The 22354-nt window shown below is 37.9% G+C and carries 22 protein-coding genes; 3 read left to right on the top strand and 19 right to left on the bottom strand.

Annotation, left to right across the window (positions count from 1 at the left end):
- Nucleotides 1-5: 5 nt before the first annotated feature.
- From D1953_RS05170 to D1953_RS05155, 4 genes are all read right to left on the bottom strand, one after another.
- Nucleotides 6-1949, bottom strand: coding sequence for a DUF6449 domain-containing protein (locus D1953_RS05170; RefSeq protein WP_119116096.1), 1944 nt, complete (start codon nt 1947-1949; stop codon nt 6-8).
- Nucleotides 1924-2823: an ABC transporter ATP-binding protein gene (locus D1953_RS05165; protein ID WP_119116095.1), complete on the bottom strand. Its 900-nt coding sequence runs from the start codon at nt 2821-2823 to the stop codon at nt 1924-1926. Before D1953_RS05165 ends, D1953_RS05170 begins: the two co-directional genes overlap by 26 nt.
- Nucleotides 2816-3202 (bottom strand): GntR family transcriptional regulator, encoded by a 387-nt coding sequence (locus D1953_RS05160; protein ID WP_119116094.1) that lies wholly within the window; start codon nt 3200-3202, stop codon nt 2816-2818. The genes D1953_RS05165 and D1953_RS05160 overlap by 8 nt, the downstream gene beginning before the upstream one ends.
- 169 nt (nt 3203-3371) lie before the next feature.
- Nucleotides 3372-3836, bottom strand: coding sequence for a hypothetical protein (locus D1953_RS05155; protein ID WP_245979926.1), 465 nt, complete (start codon nt 3834-3836; stop codon nt 3372-3374).
- A 220-nt stretch (nt 3837-4056) separates the two neighbouring features.
- Between D1953_RS05155 and D1953_RS05150 the strand changes: the two genes are divergently transcribed.
- Together D1953_RS05150 and yidC are read left to right on the top strand one after the other, a co-directional pair.
- On the top strand, nt 4057-4344 hold the full coding sequence (locus tag D1953_RS05150; RefSeq protein ID WP_119116093.1) for a hypothetical protein: 288 nt from the start codon (nt 4057-4059) through the stop codon (nt 4342-4344).
- A gap of 40 nt (nt 4345-4384) precedes the next feature.
- Nucleotides 4385-5143: a membrane protein insertase YidC gene (gene yidC / locus D1953_RS05145; protein WP_182480515.1), complete on the top strand. Its 759-nt coding sequence runs from the start codon at nt 4385-4387 to the stop codon at nt 5141-5143.
- Nucleotides 5144-5495: 352 nt separating this feature from the next.
- On the opposite strand, the gene D1953_RS05135 is transcribed toward yidC, so the two are convergent.
- From D1953_RS05135 to D1953_RS05100, 8 genes are all read right to left on the bottom strand, one after another.
- Nucleotides 5496-6650 (bottom strand): MFS transporter, encoded by a 1155-nt coding sequence (locus tag D1953_RS05135; protein ID WP_182480507.1) that lies wholly within the window; start codon nt 6648-6650, stop codon nt 5496-5498.
- A gap of 96 nt (nt 6651-6746) precedes the next feature.
- Nucleotides 6747-6962 carry an aspartyl-phosphate phosphatase Spo0E family protein gene (locus D1953_RS05130; protein WP_119116090.1) on the bottom strand — a complete coding sequence of 72 codons (216 nt, stop codon included), beginning with the start codon at nt 6960-6962 and terminating at the stop codon, nt 6747-6749.
- Entirely contained in the window at nt 6962-7369 is a 408-nt protein-coding gene (locus D1953_RS05125) for an acyl-CoA thioesterase (protein ID WP_119116089.1), read from the bottom strand. The genes D1953_RS05130 and D1953_RS05125 overlap by 1 nt, the downstream gene beginning before the upstream one ends.
- A 37-nt stretch (nt 7370-7406) precedes the next feature.
- A complete protein-coding gene (locus D1953_RS05120) occupies nt 7407-8588 on the bottom strand; it encodes an acyl-CoA dehydrogenase family protein (protein ID WP_119116088.1) in 1182 nt (393 codons plus the stop codon).
- A gap of 150 nt (nt 8589-8738) precedes the next feature.
- On the bottom strand, nt 8739-9017 hold the full coding sequence (locus D1953_RS05115) for a hypothetical protein (RefSeq protein ID WP_142920439.1): 279 nt from the start codon (nt 9015-9017) through the stop codon (nt 8739-8741).
- A gap of 13 nt (nt 9018-9030) precedes the next feature.
- The gene (locus D1953_RS05110; RefSeq protein WP_119116086.1) at nt 9031-10386 is read right to left on the bottom strand and encodes a TRAP transporter large permease subunit; all 1356 of its coding nucleotides are present in this window, start codon (nt 10384-10386) and stop codon (nt 9031-9033) included.
- A 148-nt stretch (nt 10387-10534) separates the two neighbouring features.
- Nucleotides 10535-11320: an enoyl-CoA hydratase/isomerase family protein gene (locus D1953_RS05105; protein ID WP_119116085.1), complete on the bottom strand. Its 786-nt coding sequence runs from the start codon at nt 11318-11320 to the stop codon at nt 10535-10537.
- A 52-nt stretch (nt 11321-11372) separates the two neighbouring features.
- A complete protein-coding gene (locus tag D1953_RS05100) occupies nt 11373-12557 on the bottom strand; it encodes a CaiB/BaiF CoA transferase family protein (protein WP_119116084.1) in 1185 nt (394 codons plus the stop codon).
- Nucleotides 12558-13045: 488 nt separating this feature from the next.
- On the opposite strand from D1953_RS05100, the gene D1953_RS05095 reads away from it, so the two are divergent.
- A complete protein-coding gene (locus tag D1953_RS05095; RefSeq protein ID WP_119116083.1) occupies nt 13046-13948 on the top strand; it encodes a LysR family transcriptional regulator in 903 nt (300 codons plus the stop codon).
- A gap of 636 nt (nt 13949-14584) precedes the next feature.
- On the opposite strand, the gene D1953_RS05085 is transcribed toward D1953_RS05095, so the two are convergent.
- The 7 genes from D1953_RS05085 to D1953_RS05055 form a co-directional block, all read right to left on the bottom strand.
- Nucleotides 14585-15346, bottom strand: coding sequence for an NRDE family protein (locus tag D1953_RS05085; RefSeq protein ID WP_119116081.1), 762 nt, complete (start codon nt 15344-15346; stop codon nt 14585-14587).
- Between the two features lie 79 nt (nt 15347-15425).
- Nucleotides 15426-16469, bottom strand: a complete 1044-nt coding sequence (locus D1953_RS05080) for a M42 family metallopeptidase (RefSeq protein WP_119116209.1) — start codon at nt 16467-16469, stop codon at nt 15426-15428.
- Nucleotides 16470-16588: 119 nt separating this feature from the next.
- Entirely contained in the window at nt 16589-18355 is a 1767-nt protein-coding gene (gene opp4A, locus D1953_RS05075) for an oligopeptide ABC transporter substrate-binding protein (RefSeq protein ID WP_119116080.1), read from the bottom strand.
- Between the two features lie 24 nt (nt 18356-18379).
- A complete protein-coding gene (locus D1953_RS05070) occupies nt 18380-19276 on the bottom strand; it encodes an ABC transporter permease (RefSeq protein WP_425454250.1) in 897 nt (298 codons plus the stop codon).
- Nucleotides 19277-19300: 24 nt separating this feature from the next.
- Nucleotides 19301-20266, bottom strand: coding sequence for an oligopeptide ABC transporter permease (gene opp4B / locus D1953_RS05065; protein WP_119116078.1), 966 nt, complete (start codon nt 20264-20266; stop codon nt 19301-19303).
- Between the two features lie 17 nt (nt 20267-20283).
- The gene (locus D1953_RS05060) at nt 20284-21210 is read right to left on the bottom strand and encodes an ABC transporter ATP-binding protein (protein ID WP_119116077.1); all 927 of its coding nucleotides are present in this window, start codon (nt 21208-21210) and stop codon (nt 20284-20286) included.
- Nucleotides 21207-22214 (bottom strand): ABC transporter ATP-binding protein, encoded by a 1008-nt coding sequence (locus tag D1953_RS05055; protein ID WP_119116076.1) that lies wholly within the window; start codon nt 22212-22214, stop codon nt 21207-21209. The genes D1953_RS05060 and D1953_RS05055 overlap by 4 nt, the downstream gene beginning before the upstream one ends.
- Nucleotides 22215-22354: the final 140 nt, after the last annotated feature.

The following is a 22354-nucleotide window of genomic DNA, read 5'->3' as shown; positions in this document are numbered from 1 at the left end:
TCCCCTCATTGGTTAAAATGCTCTTTAATAAAAGCAGGTGCGTATTCATTCGATAGTCCCTTAATATCTATTTCATTACTTTCTTTATAATAAACGGCAACAATATAGCTTTCACCTGTATTGGACACTAGCGTATTTAATACCGCTTCCTTTTGATTGCCATTTGTTATTTTTAATGCATTCTTATCTGGTACAAACCTCTCATTATAGTAATCTACCTGCGAATCATATGGCTGCACGAGCATATAATCGATTTCCTCCGGAAGAATCCGTACGTCATTGTCTTTCCCTGTTTTCTTCATCCATTCCGTAAAATGTTGCATAGAAGCTTTCCATGATAGATGAATAAAACGATTTTTTTCTAACACAATCGAAATATCTGCATACTCGCCAGTTGGATTTAGCATTTCTTCATAACTCTGATTGGAAAGATCCGTTTGTATCGCTTGAATCGCTTCTGTAATTTCCTTTGAACCACGCAGCTCAATTGATTTATCTAAATAACTATTAGCAGAAATAGAAATTCGATACACATCCTTTGGAGATGTCGTTAATAAAGAATAAGCTTTTTTCTTATATTCCTCAGATTCATAGATGTTTTTTAAATAAGAAGAGAAAGCTTTATAATTTTGCAAATAATATTCACGCACTACTTTTTTTCCATTCGTTAACTCGTACTTTAAAGAAATAGATTGGTAACGACGATCCGATGCTAACATTTCGCTCTTGCCATGCTCGAGAATTTGCTCATGTAAATTTTGGAGCACCTTCAGATTACGCTCTTCTTTTAAGGCAACGTATGCACTATTTATCTCATCACTGTAACTCCCGAGTTCCTTTCGAATATAGACTTTTTCAACCTGTGCTAAATTAGGAATATTCGTTTCAAAGCCTAGCGGGTCAAGCTTGATTAAGCCGACACCTATACATACTGCTATCGTAAAGTATCCGAATCCTGTAAATGCGAGTTGAATTCGCCACGTTTTCTGCAGTACCATTTCTGCTATTACATAGCCAGCCAATGCCCCGATTATTAAACCACCTAAGAGCCATCCTATACGTTCCGTCGTACCATGAAAGTACACACTGCTTAGTAACATTGCACATGTTGTTAGCCCATATTTAAATACCGGTTTCATAATCGGAAACACAAAGGCATGTGACACATACTCAAGTTTTCTTTTTTGATATAAAAGCAGTGAAACAAAAAACAAACTACTTGCTACAAGGATATATATATAAATATCAATTGAATGCAGCTTCTCCCCGCCTAAATGAGTTGCTTTAACGAGCGGTGATAATCGCTCAACAACTGAATTCGTATAATAGCTTTCCGAAAATCCCAATAATAAAAACTGAATATTAGCACCTAGGAGAATAACTAAACCAACAGGAAGAAGTAACGTAATATACGTTAACACAGCCTGCAAAGCCGATAATCCCGTAATCATCCCGATAAAAACAGCCACTGAAAAAATGAGCACTTCAATCGAAAAAGTGACAGTTGCCCATACTCCGATATCCTTTAACGTAAATAGCCCGCTTACATCTATCGTCCAATAAAAAACAAATAAAATAAATGCGGTTACTATAATCGGGACGAGTAGAAAAACAAGACCAGCAGCAAGATGATGACCATAAATTTGCTTTCTTGATATAGGCAAGCTATGAATAAAGTCAGACATTTGTTTCACTTGTAAAAAGCGAAACAAAAAGACAGCAACTAACACAGGAGCAACGACCATTAACGCATATTGAATCGTACTATGAATAGCAAATAAATTTTTTACTTGTCCATAATAATCTGTTCGTTCTCCTACGATTGAGATACAGAGCTCCAGCGGCAAAGCAAACAGTAACCCTAGTATAGATAGAATGGAAATCCAGCCGGAGCCTCTAAACATATACTTCCACAGTTCTTGATTAATCGAGGACATTTTGGATGGCATACCCAACATCCCCCATTTCATAGATAAAAATTTCTTCTAACGTCAGCGGCAACATATCGAAAATATCCGGCTGATACAAATGAAAATGATCCGTAATTCCTTCTTCATTTCCTTTTATAATGCAAATCACGACGCTGCCTCGTTTTTCTTTATGTAAAATATGCAAACCGCGATACAACCCGGTTGGAATTTTATCTTTAAAAGCAAATTGAACTTTATGTACATCAGCTTTCAAATCATCCAATTCCTTCTCAAGAATAATTCTCCCTTGATGTAAAATTGCCACATGGTCTGCTAAATCTTCAATTTCACGTAAATTATGCGAAGAGATGACAATCGTCATTTCACGCTCCGCTACATCTTGAATCAAAAGCTGTCTGACATTTTGACGCATAACTGGATCTAACCCATCAAATGGTTCATCTAAAATTAACACATCGGGCATTGTTGATAACGCTAACCAAAAAGCGACTTGCCGTTGCATCCCTTTTGACAGACGATGGATTTTACTATGTATAGGAAGTTGAAATACTTCTTGCAATTGAGTAAAACGCGCTTCGTTCCAGTCACTGTACATCCGGCTATAAAAGTGAGCCATCTGTAAAATCGTATAATTAGAAAGAAAATAAGGTGTATCAGGGATAAACACACAACGATTCTTTAACTGTGTGTTTTCAAACACAGGCTGCTGATCAATCTGAATATCTCCTGCATCCTGCTCCAGAATACCCGCTAGCATTTTTAAGAACGTTGTTTTTCCAGCCCCGTTTGAGCCAAGCAATCCAAAAATTGACCCTGTTGCAATTGCTATATTTAAATCATGAACCGCTTCCTTCTTTTCATACAACTTTGTCACTTGTTTACATTCAATCATGATGATCCCCCCTTATTCCAGCCCGTGTTTGCTCAATAATTTGATAAATTTCTTCGATATCGATACCTAAATAAAGAGCCTCACTCACAATCTTAGCAAGCTCTGCCTTAAGCTTCTGTTCCTTTGCTGTATCTCTCACCCTATTCGCTGATGAAACAAAGCTTCCCTTCCCAGGAAGCGTATAAATGAACCCTTCCATCTCCAACTGTCTAAATGCTTTTTGAATCGTATTGGGATTGATTGTTAATTGTTGAGCTAACGTTCTAACTGAAGGCAACCGTTCATTTTCCTTCAGCACTTCTGTGATGATTAGCTCTTTTAACTTATCCATCAACTGTTCGTAAATTGGCTTTCTGCTGCGAACATCTAACTCGAACATCATCCCTCTCCTCACTGTACCAAGTGTACTACTTAACATAGTACACATTGATTATAAACAGCCTTTTCCAGTAAATCAACCTCCTTTTATGGAAACAGCTGTTAAAAAACTCTCCTTAAACATCAAAAAAGCAATCTGCCCCTTATCTAGGGGAGATCGCTTTTTAAATTTAGTAACATTGAAAAGAACGAATTTCATCGGCATCAATGCCGAAATACGACCAGCGCTGACTACTTTCTCTCCAACGGTATCCTGCAACAGAATTTCTGCCAACATATGTTGGATAAAACCAGAATGAGCGTCTATTCCTCAGCCAGACATACGTATATCGGTATAAACAACCACGCATAGAAGGAGCATCTATAGCCTGCGTTGATACTTGTGAAAGCTGCGGCACAAATGCAGGCGGAGGGGTTGTTGGCGGTCCGCCGCCTTGTGCAGGACCACCATATTGGCCGCCTCCATATGGTGGAGGGCCCGGTGGTGGACCATATCCTCCTTGGGGTGGGCGTGGTGGCGGGTTGGGCGGACGGAATGAATCTTCTGCTATTGGTTGAGTATATGGATTATAGTCATACGATATTAGTGGATACATATAAGGCTGTTGTTCATGATATGGATTATATGGATACATTTCTTCACCTCATCATTCAGCTTCCTTTTATCCATATGTATTTCCCAAAATATAGTGCCTGCCTTAATTAATTTATCGGCAAGAAGTACATGTTGAATCAAGGGCTTTGACTTACAGTTAAGTCTGCTGACATAAGTTATATTTTTACATATGTTTGACGACTTGAAGACAATTCGTTATAGTACCTCTATAACATGTAATCAAAAAATGAGGGATTCCTATGCTGGAATTATTAATAGGATTTGATTATCAAACGATTCAACAGGCTTTATGGGCCGGCTATATTATGACATTAGTCTTTCCTCTTGCTGCTGTTTATTTTTTAAACACACAGAGCACAAAATTAAATCATAAACATCAAGCTTTAATTCAAGCCAAACACGCTCAAACCCCGATTAATTTTGATAGATATTTTGACTACCGTATGTTTCAAGGCTTTTTTACAAAAGTTCGACAAAGAAGCGCACCGGATGATTCAGATAAAACAAACCTTCTTCACATTGTTTAATACAAAAACAATTTGAGGAGGAAAACAATTGAAAAAAATTATGATAGCTGTAATCTTTACATCACTGCTTTCAGGATGCTCACTCACTGACAATAACGACGGAATGTTTCATACATTCTTGGTGAATCCAATCATATCTCTTTTAGATTTTAATGCGACTTTATTTCATGGTAACTACGGGTGGAGCATTATACTCATGACAGTAATAATCCGTCTCTTAATTATGCCGCTTACCGCGAAACAGTATAAAACTCAACAGGCGATGAAAGGTAAGATGGACGCCCTAAAACCTGAAATGACGACGCTTCAAGAGAAGATAAAATCAACAACAGATGCGACAAAAAAAGCAGAACTACAACGAGAAATGATGCAGCTCTATCAAAAGCACGGCGTAAACCCTTTAAATATGGGATGCTTGCCGATGCTTATTCAAATGCCGATTCTAATGGGCGTTTATTACGCGATTAAAAGCTCTCACGAAATCGCGACACATAGCTTTCTTTGGTTTAACCTTGGTCAAGCTAATATTATTATGGCGCTTATTGCGGGTGTTATTTATTACTTGCAATTCAAATTTTCTTTACATCAAATGCCTACAGAACAGCAGCAACAAATGAAATTCATGGGATTGCTTTCTCCCATTATGATTCTATTTATTTCATTCTCTGCTCCAGCCGCTCTCCCTCTATACTGGTCAGTCGGCGGACTTTTCTTAATTGGGCAATCTATGTTGTTCAATCGAATCTATAAAAAACAGCCTGCAAACCAATCGACTGAAACAACGTTGGAAAAAAGCTAGGCACTGTAAAAAAGATGATTCCTATGCGGAGTCATCTTTTTTAGATTTCAATGATAACTTTCCTCAATCAAAAAAGAATAGCTCCTTCGCTATTCCAACATATTTCCCGTTCTTTTCTTAATCCATCCATTGCACGTCCATCAAAACATGAACTATTGGAAGCAAAAGTTATTACACCCTTTTCTTTTATCCTTTCACTTAACCATTTAAATGCTCGAATATAAGTCTTAGAATTTAACTTATGCCATTGCATAAAACTTTTTTTCGGCACCTTTCTTAGCTTATTAACCATCGAATTTGATTTTACGATAATAAACGTAGTTGACTTTATTTCCAAACTGGATATCATTAGTCACTTCTTATAAAAAAGAAACTTGTTCGGATGTAAAGAACCTATTAAAATTATTGCGCCGCACGCATAAAAGACACCAGCAATCCCAAATACAGAGGACAATGATCCCAATGAAAGGGGACCTACAACTTGGGTCAATTTATTAAATGTTAAACGAAGACCCAACCCTTCTGCTACACGCTCTTTAGGCAAAGCAATAATTGTTGCAAATATAGATAATGGCTGACAAATTCCAGTACAAAAACCGAGAATGATTGATAAAATGCTCAGCCAGAGTATATGATTGGACAATGGATTCAACATGTACATGATACCGGAAACCAAAATTGAAGTAGTAATGATTACATCACGATCCACACGCTTGGAAACCCATGGCAAAAAGCTTCGGATAAACATTCCTGCTCCCGCATTCAGCGCAATGATTCCGCCAATCGCTGAAGGGGATAAACCATTTTCTGCAGCAAACAAAGGAAAAAAGGCAATATACGTATCTTTTGCTAACAGCCCGACTGAACTGACCAGCACCGCTCTTTTTAAATCAGGAATGCGAAGTAACTGAAATGAGTTCTTTTCATTCTTTTTCTCTTGTATCGGCATCGCTTTTTTCTCTGAAAAAAATAAAGACAATAGCAGTGGTCCGGCTAACGCGAAACTTAATGTTAAAAAAGCGGTACTATATCCTATTAAGTCGGTTAAAAAACCAGAAAAGAGTGGACCGAAAAAACTGCCCGCAGCTATAGCAATACTAAATACGGAAATATAATATTCACGCAATTTACTCTTTGGAAATTGACCAGAATATGCTTGCATCGACAAGACGAATACGAGTTGAGCGAAACCTGAAAAGATTTGTGAAATATATACTCCTACTAAATTATGAAATATGCTTAAAATAAGCATCGATAAAATACCAAATATAACACCTGCAATCAGTGGTCCTTTAACTCCAATCCGGTCAATCATTCTTCCTGATTGAATAGATAAGAATAATGGAAAAAAAGAAAATAATGCAACAATGAGTCCAATTTCAGCATGACTTGCACCGAGTTCATCTGCATACAAAGGAAGAAGCGGTCTGCTTCCGGCAATGCTAACCATAAACAACGTCGTAGATATAAAAACGAGATTTTTATTTATTTTTCTCCTTTTTGTCACATAAGCACACCCATTCCTTTTGATCATACTGGAAAAAGGGAAAAGCAGACGACTCCTAAGGAATTCGTCTGCCTATTTTATCATGACGAACAAGTTCTAATTCTTCACTGAATTCATCTCTCGAACTACATATTTTAATTTTCTCTTTTTTAAAAGTGAAGTCTTTTGATAAATCGTAATAAATTGATCTAATTTCTGACTGTAACATATAGTGTCAGGGCTATTTAATCCAGTTTTTTCTGCAATCTGGATTAATTCTTTTCTTAATTGATAGATTTTATGTTCTAATTTATCATCCTTTATTAAAATCATTATGGTTTCATCACATATTCTATAAACCACCTTGAGATTTCCTTCGCTACTACTGTGCTTTTTCTTTCTATCCGGTCAAACATCACACTCGTTACCATGGCTTCTGTGATAATTTCTCCGTCTTCATTAATAATGTTTTGTTCAAGTACGAAGCTCGTGCTTCCCAACCGAGCAGTACAGGTTTTAATCCATAAGCGTTCCCCTAATCTTGCTTCTTTACGAAATAAAACATCCAGCTTTAATACCGCTGTTCCTAAGTCTTGTTTCTTCAAATCTTGTTTTGAAGCTCCTGCTTCTTGATACCAATGTTTTCGGCCCTTTTCTAGATAGGAAACATATACACAATTATTGACATGATCCATACTATCTATGTCTTCTTCTACGATCCATTCTATTATCGTCTCCATACAGCACCGACTTTCTAAATAAGATAGACTTTGTAGTTTATCTTATACCATTACGTAACAGATCTCGGGCGATTGTCCAGCGATGGACTTCCGAAGCTCCCTCTAGGATACGGATGACACGAATATATCGATACATAAATTCAAGCGGCATTTCTTTGGCTAAGCCCATTCCTCCATGCATTTGAATAGCTTGATCAGCTACTCTTTGAGCCATTTCAGTACCAAATACTTTTAACATAGCTGCTTCACGACGGATATCTTTGGCCCCTTGATCCATCTTCCATGCAGCATGATATGCCATAAGACGTGTTGCATGAATATCAGTCGCTGCATCTGCAATCCACCATTGAATAGACTGACGGTCAGCTAAGTATTGGCCAAATGTTTTTCTTTGATTCGCATATTCTATCATCATCTCTAGCATTCGCTCTGACATTCCAACTGAACGCTGGGCAAGCTCTAAACGCCGAACCCCTAGACGATTCGCCATAGGAACAAAACCTTGTCCAACTTCACCTAAAACTTGACTTTCATCTAATTCTACATCTTCGTAAATAAGTTCATATGGATGTTGATAACTAATAGTTGGTATACCTTTAGAAATCGTTAATCCTGGTGTGTTTTTATCTACTAAAAAAGCTGTGATTCCCCCTCGCTGTCTCTTTTCTGGATCCGTAACAGCCATCGTTATAATAAAATCTGCCTTATCGGCATGACTAATCCAAATTTTTGTGCCATTTAATACCCACTTGTCTCCTTTTTTCACAGCGGTTGTTTGCATAGCGCCAATATCGGAGCCTGCATTTGGTTCACTAATTGCGATAGCCGATCTCTTTTCTCCTCGAATGTACGGTAATAGATAACGCTCTTTTTGTTGCTCTGTACAGCAAGCAGCTAAAAAGTGAGCATTCGGTGCATCTGGAGGTAAAGTAAAAGGAACTATGGTTTTAGATAACTCCTCCATCACAACAGCCTTAGCTAAAAACCCTAAATTTGTCCCACCATATTCCTCTGGAATATCTAATCCCCATAATCCCAATTCCTTTGTTTTCCTAAGCAAATTTTCCTCTATCTCAGGAGGAAGTAACGGCGAATTGTCTAAACCTCGATTAGCTTCGTTCTCTATTACTAAATGTTCTAATGGCATTAATTCTTTTTTTACAAAGTTACGAACTAACTTCTGTAGCATTTCTATTTCATCAGGTAATGTAAAATCCATTTCCTCTCACTCCTTATTTATATGATTAAAGTATATAAACTACTAAAATATTACGTTAATAGAAAAATTGTCTTTATCTGAGAACAATCAAACCTTAACTTGTTATTTGAACACGCTTACAAATAATAATGAAATATGGATTTTTAAACATTAAGTTGGTGTAGACTGACTATTTTCCATTTGTTGTGTTATTGGTTCCGAATTATCTACCGGCACAGTATTAGGAATATAATTCAATGCAAAACCAAATAATCCAGCAAAGGTACTCAAAATAAACGTAGGCTTTCCAAAAGTATCTGCACTGAAAATGATAAGATCCCCATTAAGTAAAAGAAGGCCTACCATTTGTCCAATAACTAGCAAGGAACCGCTTAACAAAAATAATACGCAGCTAACCTTAAATAAAAATTGAAAAGTTTTTCTCATCATTTCACCTCTCTTATTAATGTATTGGGAGAGGTAATACTCCCATTCCAATTAACCATCCAATGATAAAAATTGGGACCACGTAATAAGCAATTAACGGAACAAACATCTTTTTCGGGTCGGCACCCGCTAACCCAGCAGAAATAAATATTGAACCAGAAGCAGGTGGTGAAGAACCTTCTGTACTTGCGAATACAAGGATGCAGATGACCGCGGCAACTGGATGGACTCCTACTGAAATAAGCGCAGAGAAAGAAATCATTCCCACTGCAGTTAAAGTGGCAGTAGAAGATAGGGGGCCTGCTACTAAAACAACTAATACCCCTATAATCGCGACCATTAACCATTTTGATATAGAAAGCGTTTCCATTAAGGTTGTTAAATCTTCAGCCAATCCTAAATTACTTAGAACTTCTCCTGCAGCAAAGGCAAATAATAAAATAGCACCAATATAAGCGAAACGAGGAATGGCATTGTTTAAAAATTTAGACCAATCCGTTGAACTTTTTGGCAGCTTTGTCCAACCTACTATTAATCCGATAAATATGATTAAAATAGGAATCCACGTGATTAATGATATACTCCCTATCGCTTCCTCCCCTATATTTGGGTTGGCTGCTAGCATTTCTGAAACAGGTCCAATGGTAATAATCATTGGAATAAGAGCTCCTAGAAAAATAAACAAAGATTTCCAACCGGCTCGTAATGAATGGCTTAATGGTTGAACAAATTCAGGTGAAACTGCCTTAATTTTGTGTTTTCGTACAAGATACATAATTAAAATTATTCTATATAGCACTTGATAGGCTCCTGCTACGAACAAGGCTACATATATGTTAACTTCTGAAACCAAGGCAGCAACAGGTGCAAAACCTAACATGATAAACATAGAACTCGAAGGTGGAAGAGCTGTTCCCAATCCCCCATTTCCAGCTACTACTGTAGCGGCTAATTCACGACTCCAATTTGTCTTCACCATCCATGGAGCTGTAAAAGCCCCTGTAGCCGCGGTATTAGCTGAACCTGATCCGGCTAAGGTACCCATTGCAGCTGAGGCTATTGTATCTATATAGGCAGCTCCGCCAGGAAGACGTCCAAATATAGAATTAAGAATGAGTAGCATCCCACTTAGCACTTCTGTCCTGTCAATTAAATAAGACATAAACACAAATGCCAATGCTGCATACATTACTTCATATGTGGCGGCATACACCAATCCATCCCATATTAACTGTGGAGCCTGGGTCCCACCAAACAACGCAGTCCCTATAAAACCAAAAAACATCGCTTCTCCAATATTTCTTTTCAGAAAGACATTCCAAAAGATGATAATTCCTATAAAAACTAGTAATGCTAAAACAGCATTTCCCATCACTGCACCCCCTCTTTTTTAGAAGCATATATATTTCTCTATTATCTTTGCAGTTTTCTTTTATGGTTATAGCTTTTTATGCGATGCTTACTACTCGAAAAATTTTTATTATACTAGTTTTATATTGAATCAAGCTTCTAAAACAATGCTATCTCCCTTGGAATTTTGGTTTTCTTTTTTCAGAAAATGCTAGCACGCCTTCTTTATGATCCTCTGTTTCTTTGATAATAGCAAAGTGAGAGGAAATGAGATCTAACGATGATTCTAAGTCCATTTTTAGTGACTGTTTAACGGCCCTTTTAGTCATTCGAATTGCTACTTGAGGGCCGGATGCAATTTGTTTGGCCAACTCTAATGTTCTTTCCATAAATTCTTCTCGTGGATATACTTGGTTTACCAATCCTAATCGCAGAGCCTCTTCTGCATCGATAAAGTTACCGGTCCATAAGAGCTCCAGTGCCTTTGCCTCTCCTACTAATCTAGGCAAATAATATGCTCCACCATCTCCGGGAACAAGCCCTACCTTTACATATCCTTCACTTACTCTAGCTGTATCTGCCATTGTCCTGATATCCGCCATAAGAGCCATATCCAATCCTGCTCCTACTGCTGGACCATTAATTGCCGCAATCACAGGCTTATCCATTTTTTTCAGAGTCAATGGAACACGATGAATAAATTTCCAAAGTCTATGTTTATGATCTAAGGGAGAGTCTTTCCCCTCATTCATTGTTTTTACATCACCTCCGGAACAAAAGGCATCTCCAGCACCAGTAATAACTATTACATGTACGTCATCATTTTGCTGTGCCTGTTCTAAAGATTCAACCCACGCTTCAATCATTTCAGTGTTAAACGCATTCTTCTTTTCCGGTCTATTCAAGGTGATAATTTGAACATGGTCTTCTATTTGATTTATTATTGTTGACGTCATAATTCTCCCTTCACATCCCTCTTACAGATTATATTTATTCTTTCGCGAGCCTTTATTGAATAACCTGTTTTTTACGTAAGTCACTAAGTTGTTCTTCATTTAAGTTCACATACTCCATTAGCACTTTATCTGTATGCTGGCCTAATAAAGGTGCAGGTACCACTTCATCTAATGGAGAGTCGGATAATCGTATAGGAGAACCCGGAACCTTTATTTTCCCTTTTTCTGGATGATCAATCTCAACAATCATCTTTCTGGCTATTAAATGTGGATCATCAGCCACTTCTGCAATAGATAAGACGGGTGCAGATGGAATACGCGCTTCATAGAAACCTTCCACTATGTCCCACTTCTTCTTGTCGGCTAACCAATCCGTTAATATCTTATCAATAACCTCTACATTCTTAGCACGATCTACATTCGTTCGAAAACGTGAATCCTCCAGCAAATCTGCTCGACCAATATGATTCGCCAATGATTCCCAGTGTCGTTGAGCATCACAAAAGATAGCAATATAACCATCCTTCACTGGATATACATTATAAGGTGCAATGGCTAATCCGCTATGACGGTTCCCAGTTCGCTCTGGTAACGTACCCTCGCTTCTATAGAAGCCTCCCAATGGTGAAGCTAAAACAGGATACATCGTATCATGCATAGCTACTTCTACTAATTGTCCTTTGCCCGTTTTTTCTCGTTGATAAAGAGCTGTAGTAATTCCACCGAATAAATGAATAGCACCCATTATATCCGAAAAGGCAGGTCCAGCTTTTACTGGTGGTCCATCTGGAAATCCTGTGCTGCTCATCACACCACTTATTGCCTGAATAGTGATGTCCATAGCAGGCCAATCTGCATAAGGACCTTCTAATCCGTACCCTTTACCAGTTGCATAAATCAGACGTGGATTAACCTCTTTCAGCGTTTCATAACCGAGCCCTAATCGATCCATCACACCTCTAGCATAATTCTCTAATACTACATCTGCTTTTTTGACTAAATCCAAAAAAAGCTCTTTCCCCTCCTCTGTTTTTAAATTCAATGTAATCCCTAATTTATTGGAGTTAAACATTAAAAACTCATGGCAATCTTTTCTTCTTTTCCGTAGAGATTCACCATCCATTGGTTCCACTTTAACTACCTTAGCTCCTTGATAAGCTAACATTAAGGAACAGTATGGACCATTATATATTTGTCCTAGATCTAACACTAGTAAGCCTTCTAACGCTTGACTCATTATTTCTCCCTCCCTTTATGTGGTATTACGAATAAAATCCAATTCTCCGTTATAAAATAATTCATTTATTGTTACAAAGGATTTGTTTCATCTATTTTCAAGAGTTCGTACTACAAAACTAGAAATCTCTCTTCTTAATGTAAAATAGAACCCTAATTTAACCGCTTACATAATCAAATGTAATTTACCTTATAATCTTCAATGACACATCACAACACTATCTATGAACTGATAACTGTTAGTTATTTACTTCATCAACATTCAAGCAAATCCCCCCTTCAATCAATAAAAATACTATTACATTTTTAGTATTTTTATTTGAAACACTTTCAGTGTTGGATATAAAAAATGAGTGTATACTTTTTGTCTGCTTTAAACATTTGGTAATTATTACTATAAATGATTTTTGTGCTATAATACCAATACTTCCTATTTATAGAACCATAACCTCAAGCTATGAATCTTTAAGAAATACTTTGGAGGTAAAAATGATGGATACTCGTTTATTAAAGTACTTTGAATCAATAGCTCGGAATAAAAACATAACTAGAGCTGCATCGGAGCTACATATCTCTCAACCATCTCTCAGTAAACAAATGAAAATGTTTGAGCAAGAACTAGATTGTAAGTTGTTTAAAAGAAATACAAGAGAAATTACTTTAACAGATGCAGGAAAAGTATTATATAAGCATTCAGTGCAGATTCTACAACAACTGAAAAATGCCACTAAAGAAATGGAAGATGTTAAGAATGTAGGTTTAGGTGAAATTAGCATCGGAGCTTATGTAACTAGTATCCCATGGTTATGTGAAATAATTCCTGAGTTTAAAAGGAGATACCCACATATCCCTATTAAAATTAAGGAAATGGGAGCAGAGGAAATTGCGGAGTCATTAAAGCAATATGATGTGCATATTGGAATCACTTCCAATTGCCAAGATACAGATGTATTAAAGTTTACTCCTGTTTTTGAAGAGCCTTTAGTATTAATTACTCCGCTACATCATCATTTAAGCAATAGAGAAGAAATTAGTTTTACTGATTTAGACGGAGAGCCTCTGATTTTTTTCCCGAGCAATTATCATACACGCCAAATTACAATGGCTGCTTTCAATCAGAATGATATAAAACCCAATATTGCTTTTGAAACTAGCAGAACCAGCTCAATTATTAGCCTAGTTGCTTCTGAATTAGGGAGTGCTTTAATATTCGAAAGCCATTTAAATTCTCAAACAGAAAAAAATATTAACATAATTCAAGTAAACAATCCTATGATAAAAAGGACATTATATACTGCAATCCACCATGATAGGAATCTACCATCTATAATACATGAGCTGAACTCTCTCATTTCTCAGTTTTTTATAAGTAATCAAACCTCCCCTGAATAAGGTACCTATTCACTGGCGCTTCTACCACCCTTCGGACTTCCGTTTCAGATATTGAACGCCATAGAATGTATTTAGGGACTGGACATATAGTATAAAAACTTAATTTGTATCGTAACAATTCGCCTCTGTAGCTCTTAGAATGGAAAGAGTGTCTGGTCACAAGGTAAGGGTTTCAGAAGCACCGAAAAGCAAATTAGCTGAGGCAGATGGAATTTCTTCTGGTGAAAATCCGTAGGGAGGCGCGTTCTCTCCTAGCCTATGCTTAACGATTGTGAGTGCGGGTTCGAATCCCGTCAGAGGCATTCCATTATTCATACGTATCAATTGAATATTATTGGTACCCTTTTGACAAAGAATATGTTCGTTCATACATAAATGAATCACTATATTTTTTGTTTCAAAAGACAATTCAAAAAAGTGTACGGGTTACTTTAATGACCGTACACTTTTTCTTTGTTTGATAAACAAACTCTCATTTAAGAATACCGTGGAATGATTCGATACAAGCATTATCATAACAGTTTTCTTTATGTCTCATGCTACTTGTCATATGGTACGAATAGCTTCTGATATTCGTAGGAAGCATAGTATCCCATCGTTTTCTTTTTTCAATAGCCTCTTTAGTCACAGGAGTGGTCACCGCTCAATTTCAAACACAAACTCCCTCTCCTCATATTCTCTCTCCTTAAACATTCGTTCTACAAATCGAACATTTTTATCGGTCATGAACAAAACAGTAGACGATCTTGTTCCATAATCCGGAGTTTGAATAAATAGCGGAGAAAGCTTTCGTTCCCACTCTAAAGAAACACCTGTACTTGGCAGTTCTTCATCTGGAGCAGGGTCGGCATATTGCAAGCTCGAGAATAAGCAGTCTTTCAATGTTTCAGTTGAACCTTTCAAACAGCTTTCCAATCCTTCTTTTCCTTTACGTACTTTTGGCCACGGCGTATCCAACAAATGATTGCTCAGTCCATACAGCCCAGGTTGTAACAAGCGAATTTCATTTTCTATGTTCGAATAATAGTAAAGGGAACTTCCATCCCCAACGATTAAGTTAAATCCAGGATATTGATCACGATGCTGTTGAATCATTTGCAAATACTGTTGAGGCTGATTGTCCCCCATTAAGAATTGACCAACTAATTCTCCACGAGAACGCATATTGCCGCTTTCATTATCTGGGTCACGATAATTGGTAAGAGCCGCAAAACGTCCTTGTTTAGTGACCCCCATCCATGTTCCCATTTTTTCTAAATCCCTGCCTGCTAACACATGCGATGCGTCTTCCCAAAAAGACGCCTGTGCGGTCGGTCTTTCATAAAATTCATCCCGATTGGCAGCAACAACTAAGTCATATCGTGCATCCATTTTATATGCGAAATTTATCAAACACATATCTGTCACTCCCTTCTACACATCGTTTCTGTTACAAAAACCATTTCTGATGTAGTATCGGTGAAATGGATAAAAGAGATTAAACCACTAAATCCGACTGTAAATAATGCGCAAGTAAATTCGCTGTATGCTTTAACGAAGAAATATGTGTCCGCTCAAATGCATGGGACGCATCGATTCCAGGGCCAATTAATCCATGTACAATATCATGTCCGGCTCGAATGGCTGTGGACGCATCAGAACCATAATACGGATAAATATCGACTCGATAATCAATCGCATGAGCTTTCGCTAAGGATACAAGATGTTGACGCAGCTTATAATGATACGGCCCTGATGAATCTTTGGCACAAATAGAGACACTGTACTCATCCGTCGCTTGCCCGTCTCCAATTGCTCCCATATCAACCGCTATGTATTCGACGACTTCATCTGGAATATTCGAATTTCCTCCATAACCAATCTCTTCATTATTAGAAATGAGAAAATGTGTCGTATGCGATAAAGAAATGGCTCCCGTTTGAATGCGCTCAATGATATGAAGCAAAATGCCGACACTTGCTTTGTCATCTAAATGACGAGATTTAATAAAACCGCTCTCTGTTACTTCTACACGTGGTTCAAATGAAACAAAATCTCCAACAGAAATACCGAGAGCTTCTGTTTCAGCTTGAGATTTCACGGCTTCATCAACCCGTACTTCGATGGCTTCTTCATCACGCTTCACCTCTCCGGCATTTTTATACACATGAACAGATGTCTGGTGAATTAAGATCGTTCCTGTATACGCCTTCCCTTCTACAGTATGGATTGTACAATATTCCCCTTCAACGGAATTCCAGCGAAACCCTCCAATCATCGCTAATTTCAAGCGGCCATTCGGTTTAATTTCTTTCACCATCGCACCTAATGTATCCACATGGGCCGTCAACAAACGATGTCTATTCTGGTCCTTCCCTTGTATTGTCGCCAGTAAAGCCCCTTTATTCGTTAGCTGATACGAAACATGATTTCTTTTCATAAACGCAGCAACATAAGCAATCGCCTCCTCTGTATACCCCGATGGACTAGGAATGGTAACTAATTCTTTTATGTAGGAAACAATTTCTTTTTCATGAATCATAGAAACCAAGATTAACACTCCCTTTCTTCGTACACTAAGTATACCGTTTTTTACTTATGGGAAAAAGCAACGCTCCATAGCAAATGGCCGATTCGGCAAGCGAATCGGCTGTTTGTTGATTATTTAATTGGTTTTTCAGCTGTTACTGCTACCTTCGACCAATCTACATAGACACTGCCTGTTTCAAGCTTCAAATCTCGCACCCGTTTGTTCACTCCTAGAAATCCATAGCGAAATAAAGTAGGAATAAGCGGTGCTTCTTCTTTAATCAATGCTTGCCATTCTTTATAAACCTCTGCACGATACTCATTATTAAACGCCTCTACTGAAACGCCTTTTTGCAAAAGCTCATCATTCTTTTCATTCACCCACCGAGTATAATTGAAAGCGGCGTCCCTTGCCCAAAGGCCAGATGGATCAGGATCCGAACCAACGCCAAAAGCGGCTTGATATAAATCAATTTTTTCATCATCTTTTTTCAAGCGATCATAAAAAGAGTTAAACTCATGAAGCCTTCCTTCTAACAATTGGACATATAGACCAACATCCCGCCATTGCTGAATATAGTACCGAGCTAATGGCTCCGCTGCATCTCCACCAGCCATCGAGGCAAAATTAAGTACAAATTTCTTGCCTTTTGGATCCTCCCGAAAGCCGTCACCATTTCGATCCACATAACCTGCTTCATCTAATAACCTCTTTGCTTTTTCAGGATTATACGTATACCCTTGAAAACTTGCATCATAATAATTAGGCTGTGTAGGCGGAATCACCGTATTCGCTTGAAAACGGAGTCCTTTATATAAAAATCGTCCGACCTCATCATTATTAATTGCATAACCGATTGCCTGGCGAACACGTTTATCTGACAACTTCGTTCCGCCCATTACATTTTCTTTCTTATCTAAATCATAATGACCTAGCTTAAAACCGATATACGTATAGGTTGATTCCATTTGTCCAAGAAGATTGACATTCGTTAACTTTTTTGTTCCCTCATACAAATCAGCTGAAATCTTAGCAATATCAATTTTTCCAGCCTGCAGCGCTTTAACGGCTGTGGTTGAGTTCACAACAGATAGAGAAATACGATCAAGCTTCGGCTTTCCTTTCCAATACTCATCAAAAGCTTCAAACTCAATCGCTTCCCCCTGAACAATTTTCTTTACTTTAAATGGTCCAAAACCGATTGGGTGTTGACGAATTTTCTCAGAAGCTGACATTTGTGCAACTGGAATATCCCTTAAATACTTTTTATGAAGCGGATATGTCCACACCCCTGTTAAAATCGATGGATTGGCTTCTTTAAAGGTTAAAGAAACCCGATTTCCGTTCACTTTAATACCAGATATACGCTCTGCTTTTCCTGCATGATATTCATCCATTCCAATAATATTTTGGAAAGTTGTATCATAGCGCGATCCGTTATAATCAGGGTGACCAATTGTTAAATAAGCAAACTCTAAATCTTCCCCTGTTACGGGGTTGCCATCATGCCACTTAACACCGTCTCGAATCGTAATCGTCATCGTTTTATAGTCTTTAGACATTTCATATGTCGCGGCACCCTCTTGAGTAAATTGCGAGTTTTCATCTGTCGCGAGCAGCGCTTCATCAAAAAATTGCAAGATTTCCGCATCATACGCATTTTCAAAAAAAACTCCATTTAATATTCCTTCGAACGGACTGTCTGCGACTAAACCATAATTTAAATGACCACCTTCAAGTGCATTAGCTGTGTTTGTTGTTTTTGTTAAAAATGTCTGACTCGTTCTAACACCTGCCACTTCTTGATGGACTTCCTCTATCTTTTGTCCTGATTGACAAACTGCTACTAATATGAAGCTTATGAATGTGCATAATACTTGGTAGCCTTTAGCGTTCATAAAAAACCTTCCTCTTGTTGTTCATTATCTTCTTTGTCTAGCGTCCGTCGCACGTTTAATCGCTTGACCGACAAAATTGATACTTAACATCATCACAAGAATCATGACAGAAGCTGGCAGCCATACCCACCATTTATGCTCTAACACATCTGGATTTCTTGCATAGCTAATGAGCGTTCCAAGACTCGGTGTACTTTCCGGCAATCCAAATCCTAAATACGTTAAAGCTGATTCAAGCCCAATATTCCCCGCTAAATTCAAAATAAAATTCACGATGATAATCGAACTTACATTAGGGAAAATTTGAAAGAACATAATCTTCCAATGTGGAGTTCCTAACGTTTGTGAAGCCTGCACATAATCTAATTCCCGCTCCGCTAACACTTTGGAACGAATCAATCGGGCCTTGCCCGTCCAATAAAACAAAGTCATCACCAAAATAAACGACCATATTGTAAATTCGGGAATAATCGTTACTAATACAATAATAAACATCGTCGTCGGTAAAGAGATAATAAAATCAATAATGCGCATGACGACATGATCTGTCACCCCACCGAAATAACCAGCCACCAGCCCCGTTGTTAACCCAATCAAAGCGGTTAACAATGTGATACAAAAGCTAATCGTAAACGAATTACGCGTTCCAATAATTAATTGACCAAATACATCTCGTCCGCCATAATCCGTCCCTAACCAATGCTCCAGAGAAGGAGGTTGATGAAGAGCTCGTAAATTAATTCGAGCAACTTCTTCCGCATCCATAACAAAAGCTGCGCTGTACACAAAGAGCAGGATGGAAACTAATAAAATGAACGACCCCATCGCTAAACGATCTTTTTTCATTTGCTGCCAAATTAGCTGTCTTCCAGAAGGTGTTATTTGTATAGGTTGTCCATGTTTTTCTGTATTTACGTTCAATTCCATTACTCGCTTCACCTCTCCTTAGTCAATCCGTATACGCGGATCAACTATACTTAAAATAATATCGGACAGAAGAGTCCCCAATAGGGTAGCAAAGCCAGTCATCATGACAACAGCGGTAACAACACTAAAATCACGAGCATGAACAGAGCTTAGAAATAATTGACCGATGCCTGGATAATTAAAAATCGTCTCAATAATTACAGCCCCACCTACTAAGCCCGTAATTTCATAGCCTAAAAAAGCCGCAATCGGTAAAAAAGAGTTTCGTAATACATGATGAGTATAAATATTTGTTTCTGGTACGCCTTTAGCTTTTGCTGTTCGAACAAAGTCCTTCATTTTATTATCAATGACTTCATTCCTTAAATATTGAATAATCACTGTTGTAGAAACAATTGCCGTACTAAACGCCGGTAAAATCATATGATTAATTTTACTCAGTACATAGGCAAACGTCCCTTCTTCCACTGTAGGATTAACGCTTCCCCCCGTCGGAAATAAATCAAGGGAAAAACCGAATACAAAGAGCATAATAATCGCAAAGATAAACATAGGAGTCGCAAAGCCTATATACGTATAACCTGTAATCACTTTATCAATCCATGAATCGCTGTACCGTCCACTTATTAACCCCAGTGGTATAGCGATTAAATACGTAAAAATTAAAGTCAAGAGAGCTAAATTCACTGTATTCCAGATTCGGTCTTCAATCACATCCGTTACTTGTACTTTATGTGTATACGATACTCCCCAATCTCCCTTTGAAACATTGCTCACCCATCGAATATATTGTTCATGCCAAGGGTCATTTAATCCCATTTTTTCTCGCTGTGCTTCAATGACATCCGGATTAGCTCGCGGATCAATTTCTCTGCCTCCTAAAGCATCACCCGGCATTGCTTTAGCCATCATAAATACGAGAACACTTAAAATAAATAACTGTGGAATCATCATCAATAACCGGCGTACAATAAATTTCCACATAGGCTTCCTCTCACCTCCTATGGCAATGCTACTTTATGTGTGGCACTAATCGGCTTTAAATCATACGCTCTTCCATTTTCATCGAAGAAGGTAGAATACAATTGCTTGTATTCTTCAGCTACCTGTTTTCGAAGCCCTATTTTTTGCCCGCGAGCATCAGGTGATAAATCGGGAACCGCAGCCATTAACCGTTTCGTATAAATATGCTGTGGATTTTTGTAAATATCTTGACTCGTTCCTTCCTCCACTAATCGCCCACGATACATCACACCAATGCGGTCACACATATGCCGAATGACACCAAGATCATGCCCTACAAATAAATACGTTAACTGAAATTCTTTTTGCAAATCTTGAAGAAAGTTCAACACTTGTGCCTGGACAGATACATCCAAGGCTGACACAGGTTCATCCGCAATAATCAATTTAGGTTTCAACGTTAAAGAACGAGCGATACCAATCCGCTGGCGCTGTCCACCCGAAAATTCATGTGGATATTTATAAATAGAATCTGGATTTAGTCCCACTCTTTCTAAATACTGTTGCACAATTTTTCTCTCTTCCGTTACCGATACACGTTCAAAATTTCGAATTGGCTCCGCAATGATATCCAGCACGCGCTTTTTCGGATTTAAAGAGGAATATGGATCTTGAAATATCATTTGAATATCTTTACGAAAAGGCTTCATTTCTCCTCTGCTCAAATACGTAAGATCTTTGCCTTGAAACGTAATGGTTCCAGCAGTCACCTGATGCAGCTTTACAATGGCCTTTCCTGTTGTGGATTTACCGCTTCCCGACTCGCCAACAAGCCCGTACGTTTCTCCTTTCTGTAATTCAAAAGAAACACCATCCACCGCCCGAACATGGTCTACTACTGTATGAAATAAACCGCCTCGAATTGGAAAATAAACTTTAATATCTTCTACTTTTAGCAACGTCATCGAATCGCTGTACCTCCTTCTTTCGGAAAATGAAACTGTTTATAACAAGTGCAGCGAACAAAATGACCTGGTTCCACTTCATGAAGCCTCGGAAATTGCGCATGCGATTGCACAGAAATCCATGGAATCCTTTCTTTAAACCGACAGCCGCTTCTGTTCATTTTCGCAATAGACGGCACCATCCCTTGAATTACATGCAATCGATTCTTTTCTTTCTTCACAGTAGGAATAGAGTGAAGCAAAGACTTTGTATAAGGATGAAGCGGCCTCTCCAATATTGTTTTTACACTTCCTTTTTCAACAATTTGTCCCGCATACATCACAATCACTTGATCAGCAATCTCTGCGACAACGCCTAAATCATGGGTAATAAAAATAATACCCATCTTTGTTTTTTGTTGAATGTCTTTTAATAAATCTAGAATTTGTGCTTGGATGGTTACATCTAGTGCGGTGGTTGGTTCATCGGCAATAACAAGGGAAGGAGAACAAGCTACAGCAATTGCAATCATCACTCTTTGGCGCATCCCTCCTGACAATTCATGAGGATATTGCTTATAGGTGCGCTTTGGATACGGAATCCCAACTTGTTCAAGCAGAGTAAGCGTTTTGGCTTTTTGCTGTTTTTTTGATAAATCTGTATGATAATGAAGACTTTCTTCTATTTGTTTACCAACTGTCATAAGGGGATTTAATGCCGTTAACGGCTCTTGAAAAATCATACTAATATGTCGACCGCGAACTTTATTTAACTTAGATTCTGCTTCATTCAATAAGTTTGTTCCTTTATATATAATAGAACCTTCTGATTTTGTTCGCTTTTTATCGTGCAATTGCATAATAGACAAAGCAAGTGCACTCTTACCGCAGCCTGACTCTCCTACAATGGCAACAATTTCATTTTCATGAACGGCAAAAGATAAGTCATCAACAGCTGCATAATATTGATCATCAATACAAAATGAGGTTGTTAGGTTTTCTACTCGCAGGAGTTCTTTTTCCATGCCTATCCCCCTAACCGTTTTTATAGCATTACTCAACTTTTAACATTTTTTAGTTATTTTCTCAAATAATTACTGTTATTTTTTATCATTTTTATTTTTTTATACCTTTTAGACAACAAAAAAATCGAGTATGTACTCGA

Source organism: Peribacillus asahii (assembly GCF_003570725.1).
GTDB classification, from domain to species: domain Bacteria; phylum Bacillota; class Bacilli; order Bacillales; family DSM-1321; genus Peribacillus; species Peribacillus asahii.
Note: the sequence above shows the minus strand (reverse complement) of the source record. Positions and strands in the feature narration are given on the sequence as shown.

What these genes read in the sequence shown, in the direction of transcription:
- D1953_RS05080 (WP_119116209.1), bottom strand. Translation starts at nt 16,469, where the DNA reads ATGATTCATGAAAAAGAAATTGTTTCCTACATAAAAGAATTAGTTACC.
- D1953_RS05060 (WP_119116077.1), bottom strand. Translation starts at nt 21,210, where the DNA reads ATGACGTTGCTAAAAGTAGAAGATATTAAAGTTTATTTTCCAATTCGA.
- opp4B (WP_119116078.1), bottom strand. Translation starts at nt 20,266, where the DNA reads ATGTGGAAATTTATTGTACGCCGGTTATTGATGATGATTCCACAGTTA.
- D1953_RS05170 (WP_119116096.1), bottom strand. Translation starts at nt 1,949, where the DNA reads ATGCCATCCAAAATGTCCTCGATTAATCAAGAACTGTGGAAGTATATG.
- D1953_RS05105 (WP_119116085.1), bottom strand. Translation starts at nt 11,320, where the DNA reads ATGACGTCAACAATAATAAATCAAATAGAAGACCATGTTCAAATTATC.
- D1953_RS05130 (WP_119116090.1), bottom strand. Translation starts at nt 6,962, where the DNA reads ATGATTTTAATAAAGGATGATAAATTAGAACATAAAATCTATCAATTA.
- D1953_RS05160 (WP_119116094.1), bottom strand. Translation starts at nt 3,202, where the DNA reads ATGTTCGAGTTAGATGTTCGCAGCAGAAAGCCAATTTACGAACAGTTG.
- D1953_RS05120 (WP_119116088.1), bottom strand. Translation starts at nt 8,588, where the DNA reads ATGGATTTTACATTACCTGATGAAATAGAAATGCTACAGAAGTTAGTT.
- D1953_RS05165 (WP_119116095.1), bottom strand. Translation starts at nt 2,823, where the DNA reads ATGATTGAATGTAAACAAGTGACAAAGTTGTATGAAAAGAAGGAAGCG.
- D1953_RS05085 (WP_119116081.1), bottom strand. Translation starts at nt 15,346, where the DNA reads ATGTGTTTGATAAATTTCGCATATAAAATGGATGCACGATATGACTTA.
- D1953_RS05055 (WP_119116076.1), bottom strand. Translation starts at nt 22,214, where the DNA reads ATGGAAAAAGAACTCCTGCGAGTAGAAAACCTAACAACCTCATTTTGT.
- yidC (WP_182480515.1), top strand. Translation starts at nt 4,385, where the DNA reads ATGATAGCTGTAATCTTTACATCACTGCTTTCAGGATGCTCACTCACT.
- D1953_RS05110 (WP_119116086.1), bottom strand. Translation starts at nt 10,386, where the DNA reads ATGGGAAATGCTGTTTTAGCATTACTAGTTTTTATAGGAATTATCATC.
- opp4A (WP_119116080.1), bottom strand. Translation starts at nt 18,355, where the DNA reads ATGAACGCTAAAGGCTACCAAGTATTATGCACATTCATAAGCTTCATA.
- D1953_RS05150 (WP_119116093.1), top strand. Translation starts at nt 4,057, where the DNA reads ATGCTGGAATTATTAATAGGATTTGATTATCAAACGATTCAACAGGCT.
- D1953_RS05100 (WP_119116084.1), bottom strand. Translation starts at nt 12,557, where the DNA reads ATGAGTCAAGCGTTAGAAGGCTTACTAGTGTTAGATCTAGGACAAATA.
- D1953_RS05115 (WP_142920439.1), bottom strand. Translation starts at nt 9,017, where the DNA reads ATGATGAGAAAAACTTTTCAATTTTTATTTAAGGTTAGCTGCGTATTA.
- D1953_RS05095 (WP_119116083.1), top strand. Translation starts at nt 13,046, where the DNA reads ATGATGGATACTCGTTTATTAAAGTACTTTGAATCAATAGCTCGGAAT.
- D1953_RS05125 (WP_119116089.1), bottom strand. Translation starts at nt 7,369, where the DNA reads ATGGAGACGATAATAGAATGGATCGTAGAAGAAGACATAGATAGTATG.
- D1953_RS05155 (WP_245979926.1), bottom strand. Translation starts at nt 3,836, where the DNA reads ATGTATCCATATAATCCATATCATGAACAACAGCCTTATATGTATCCA.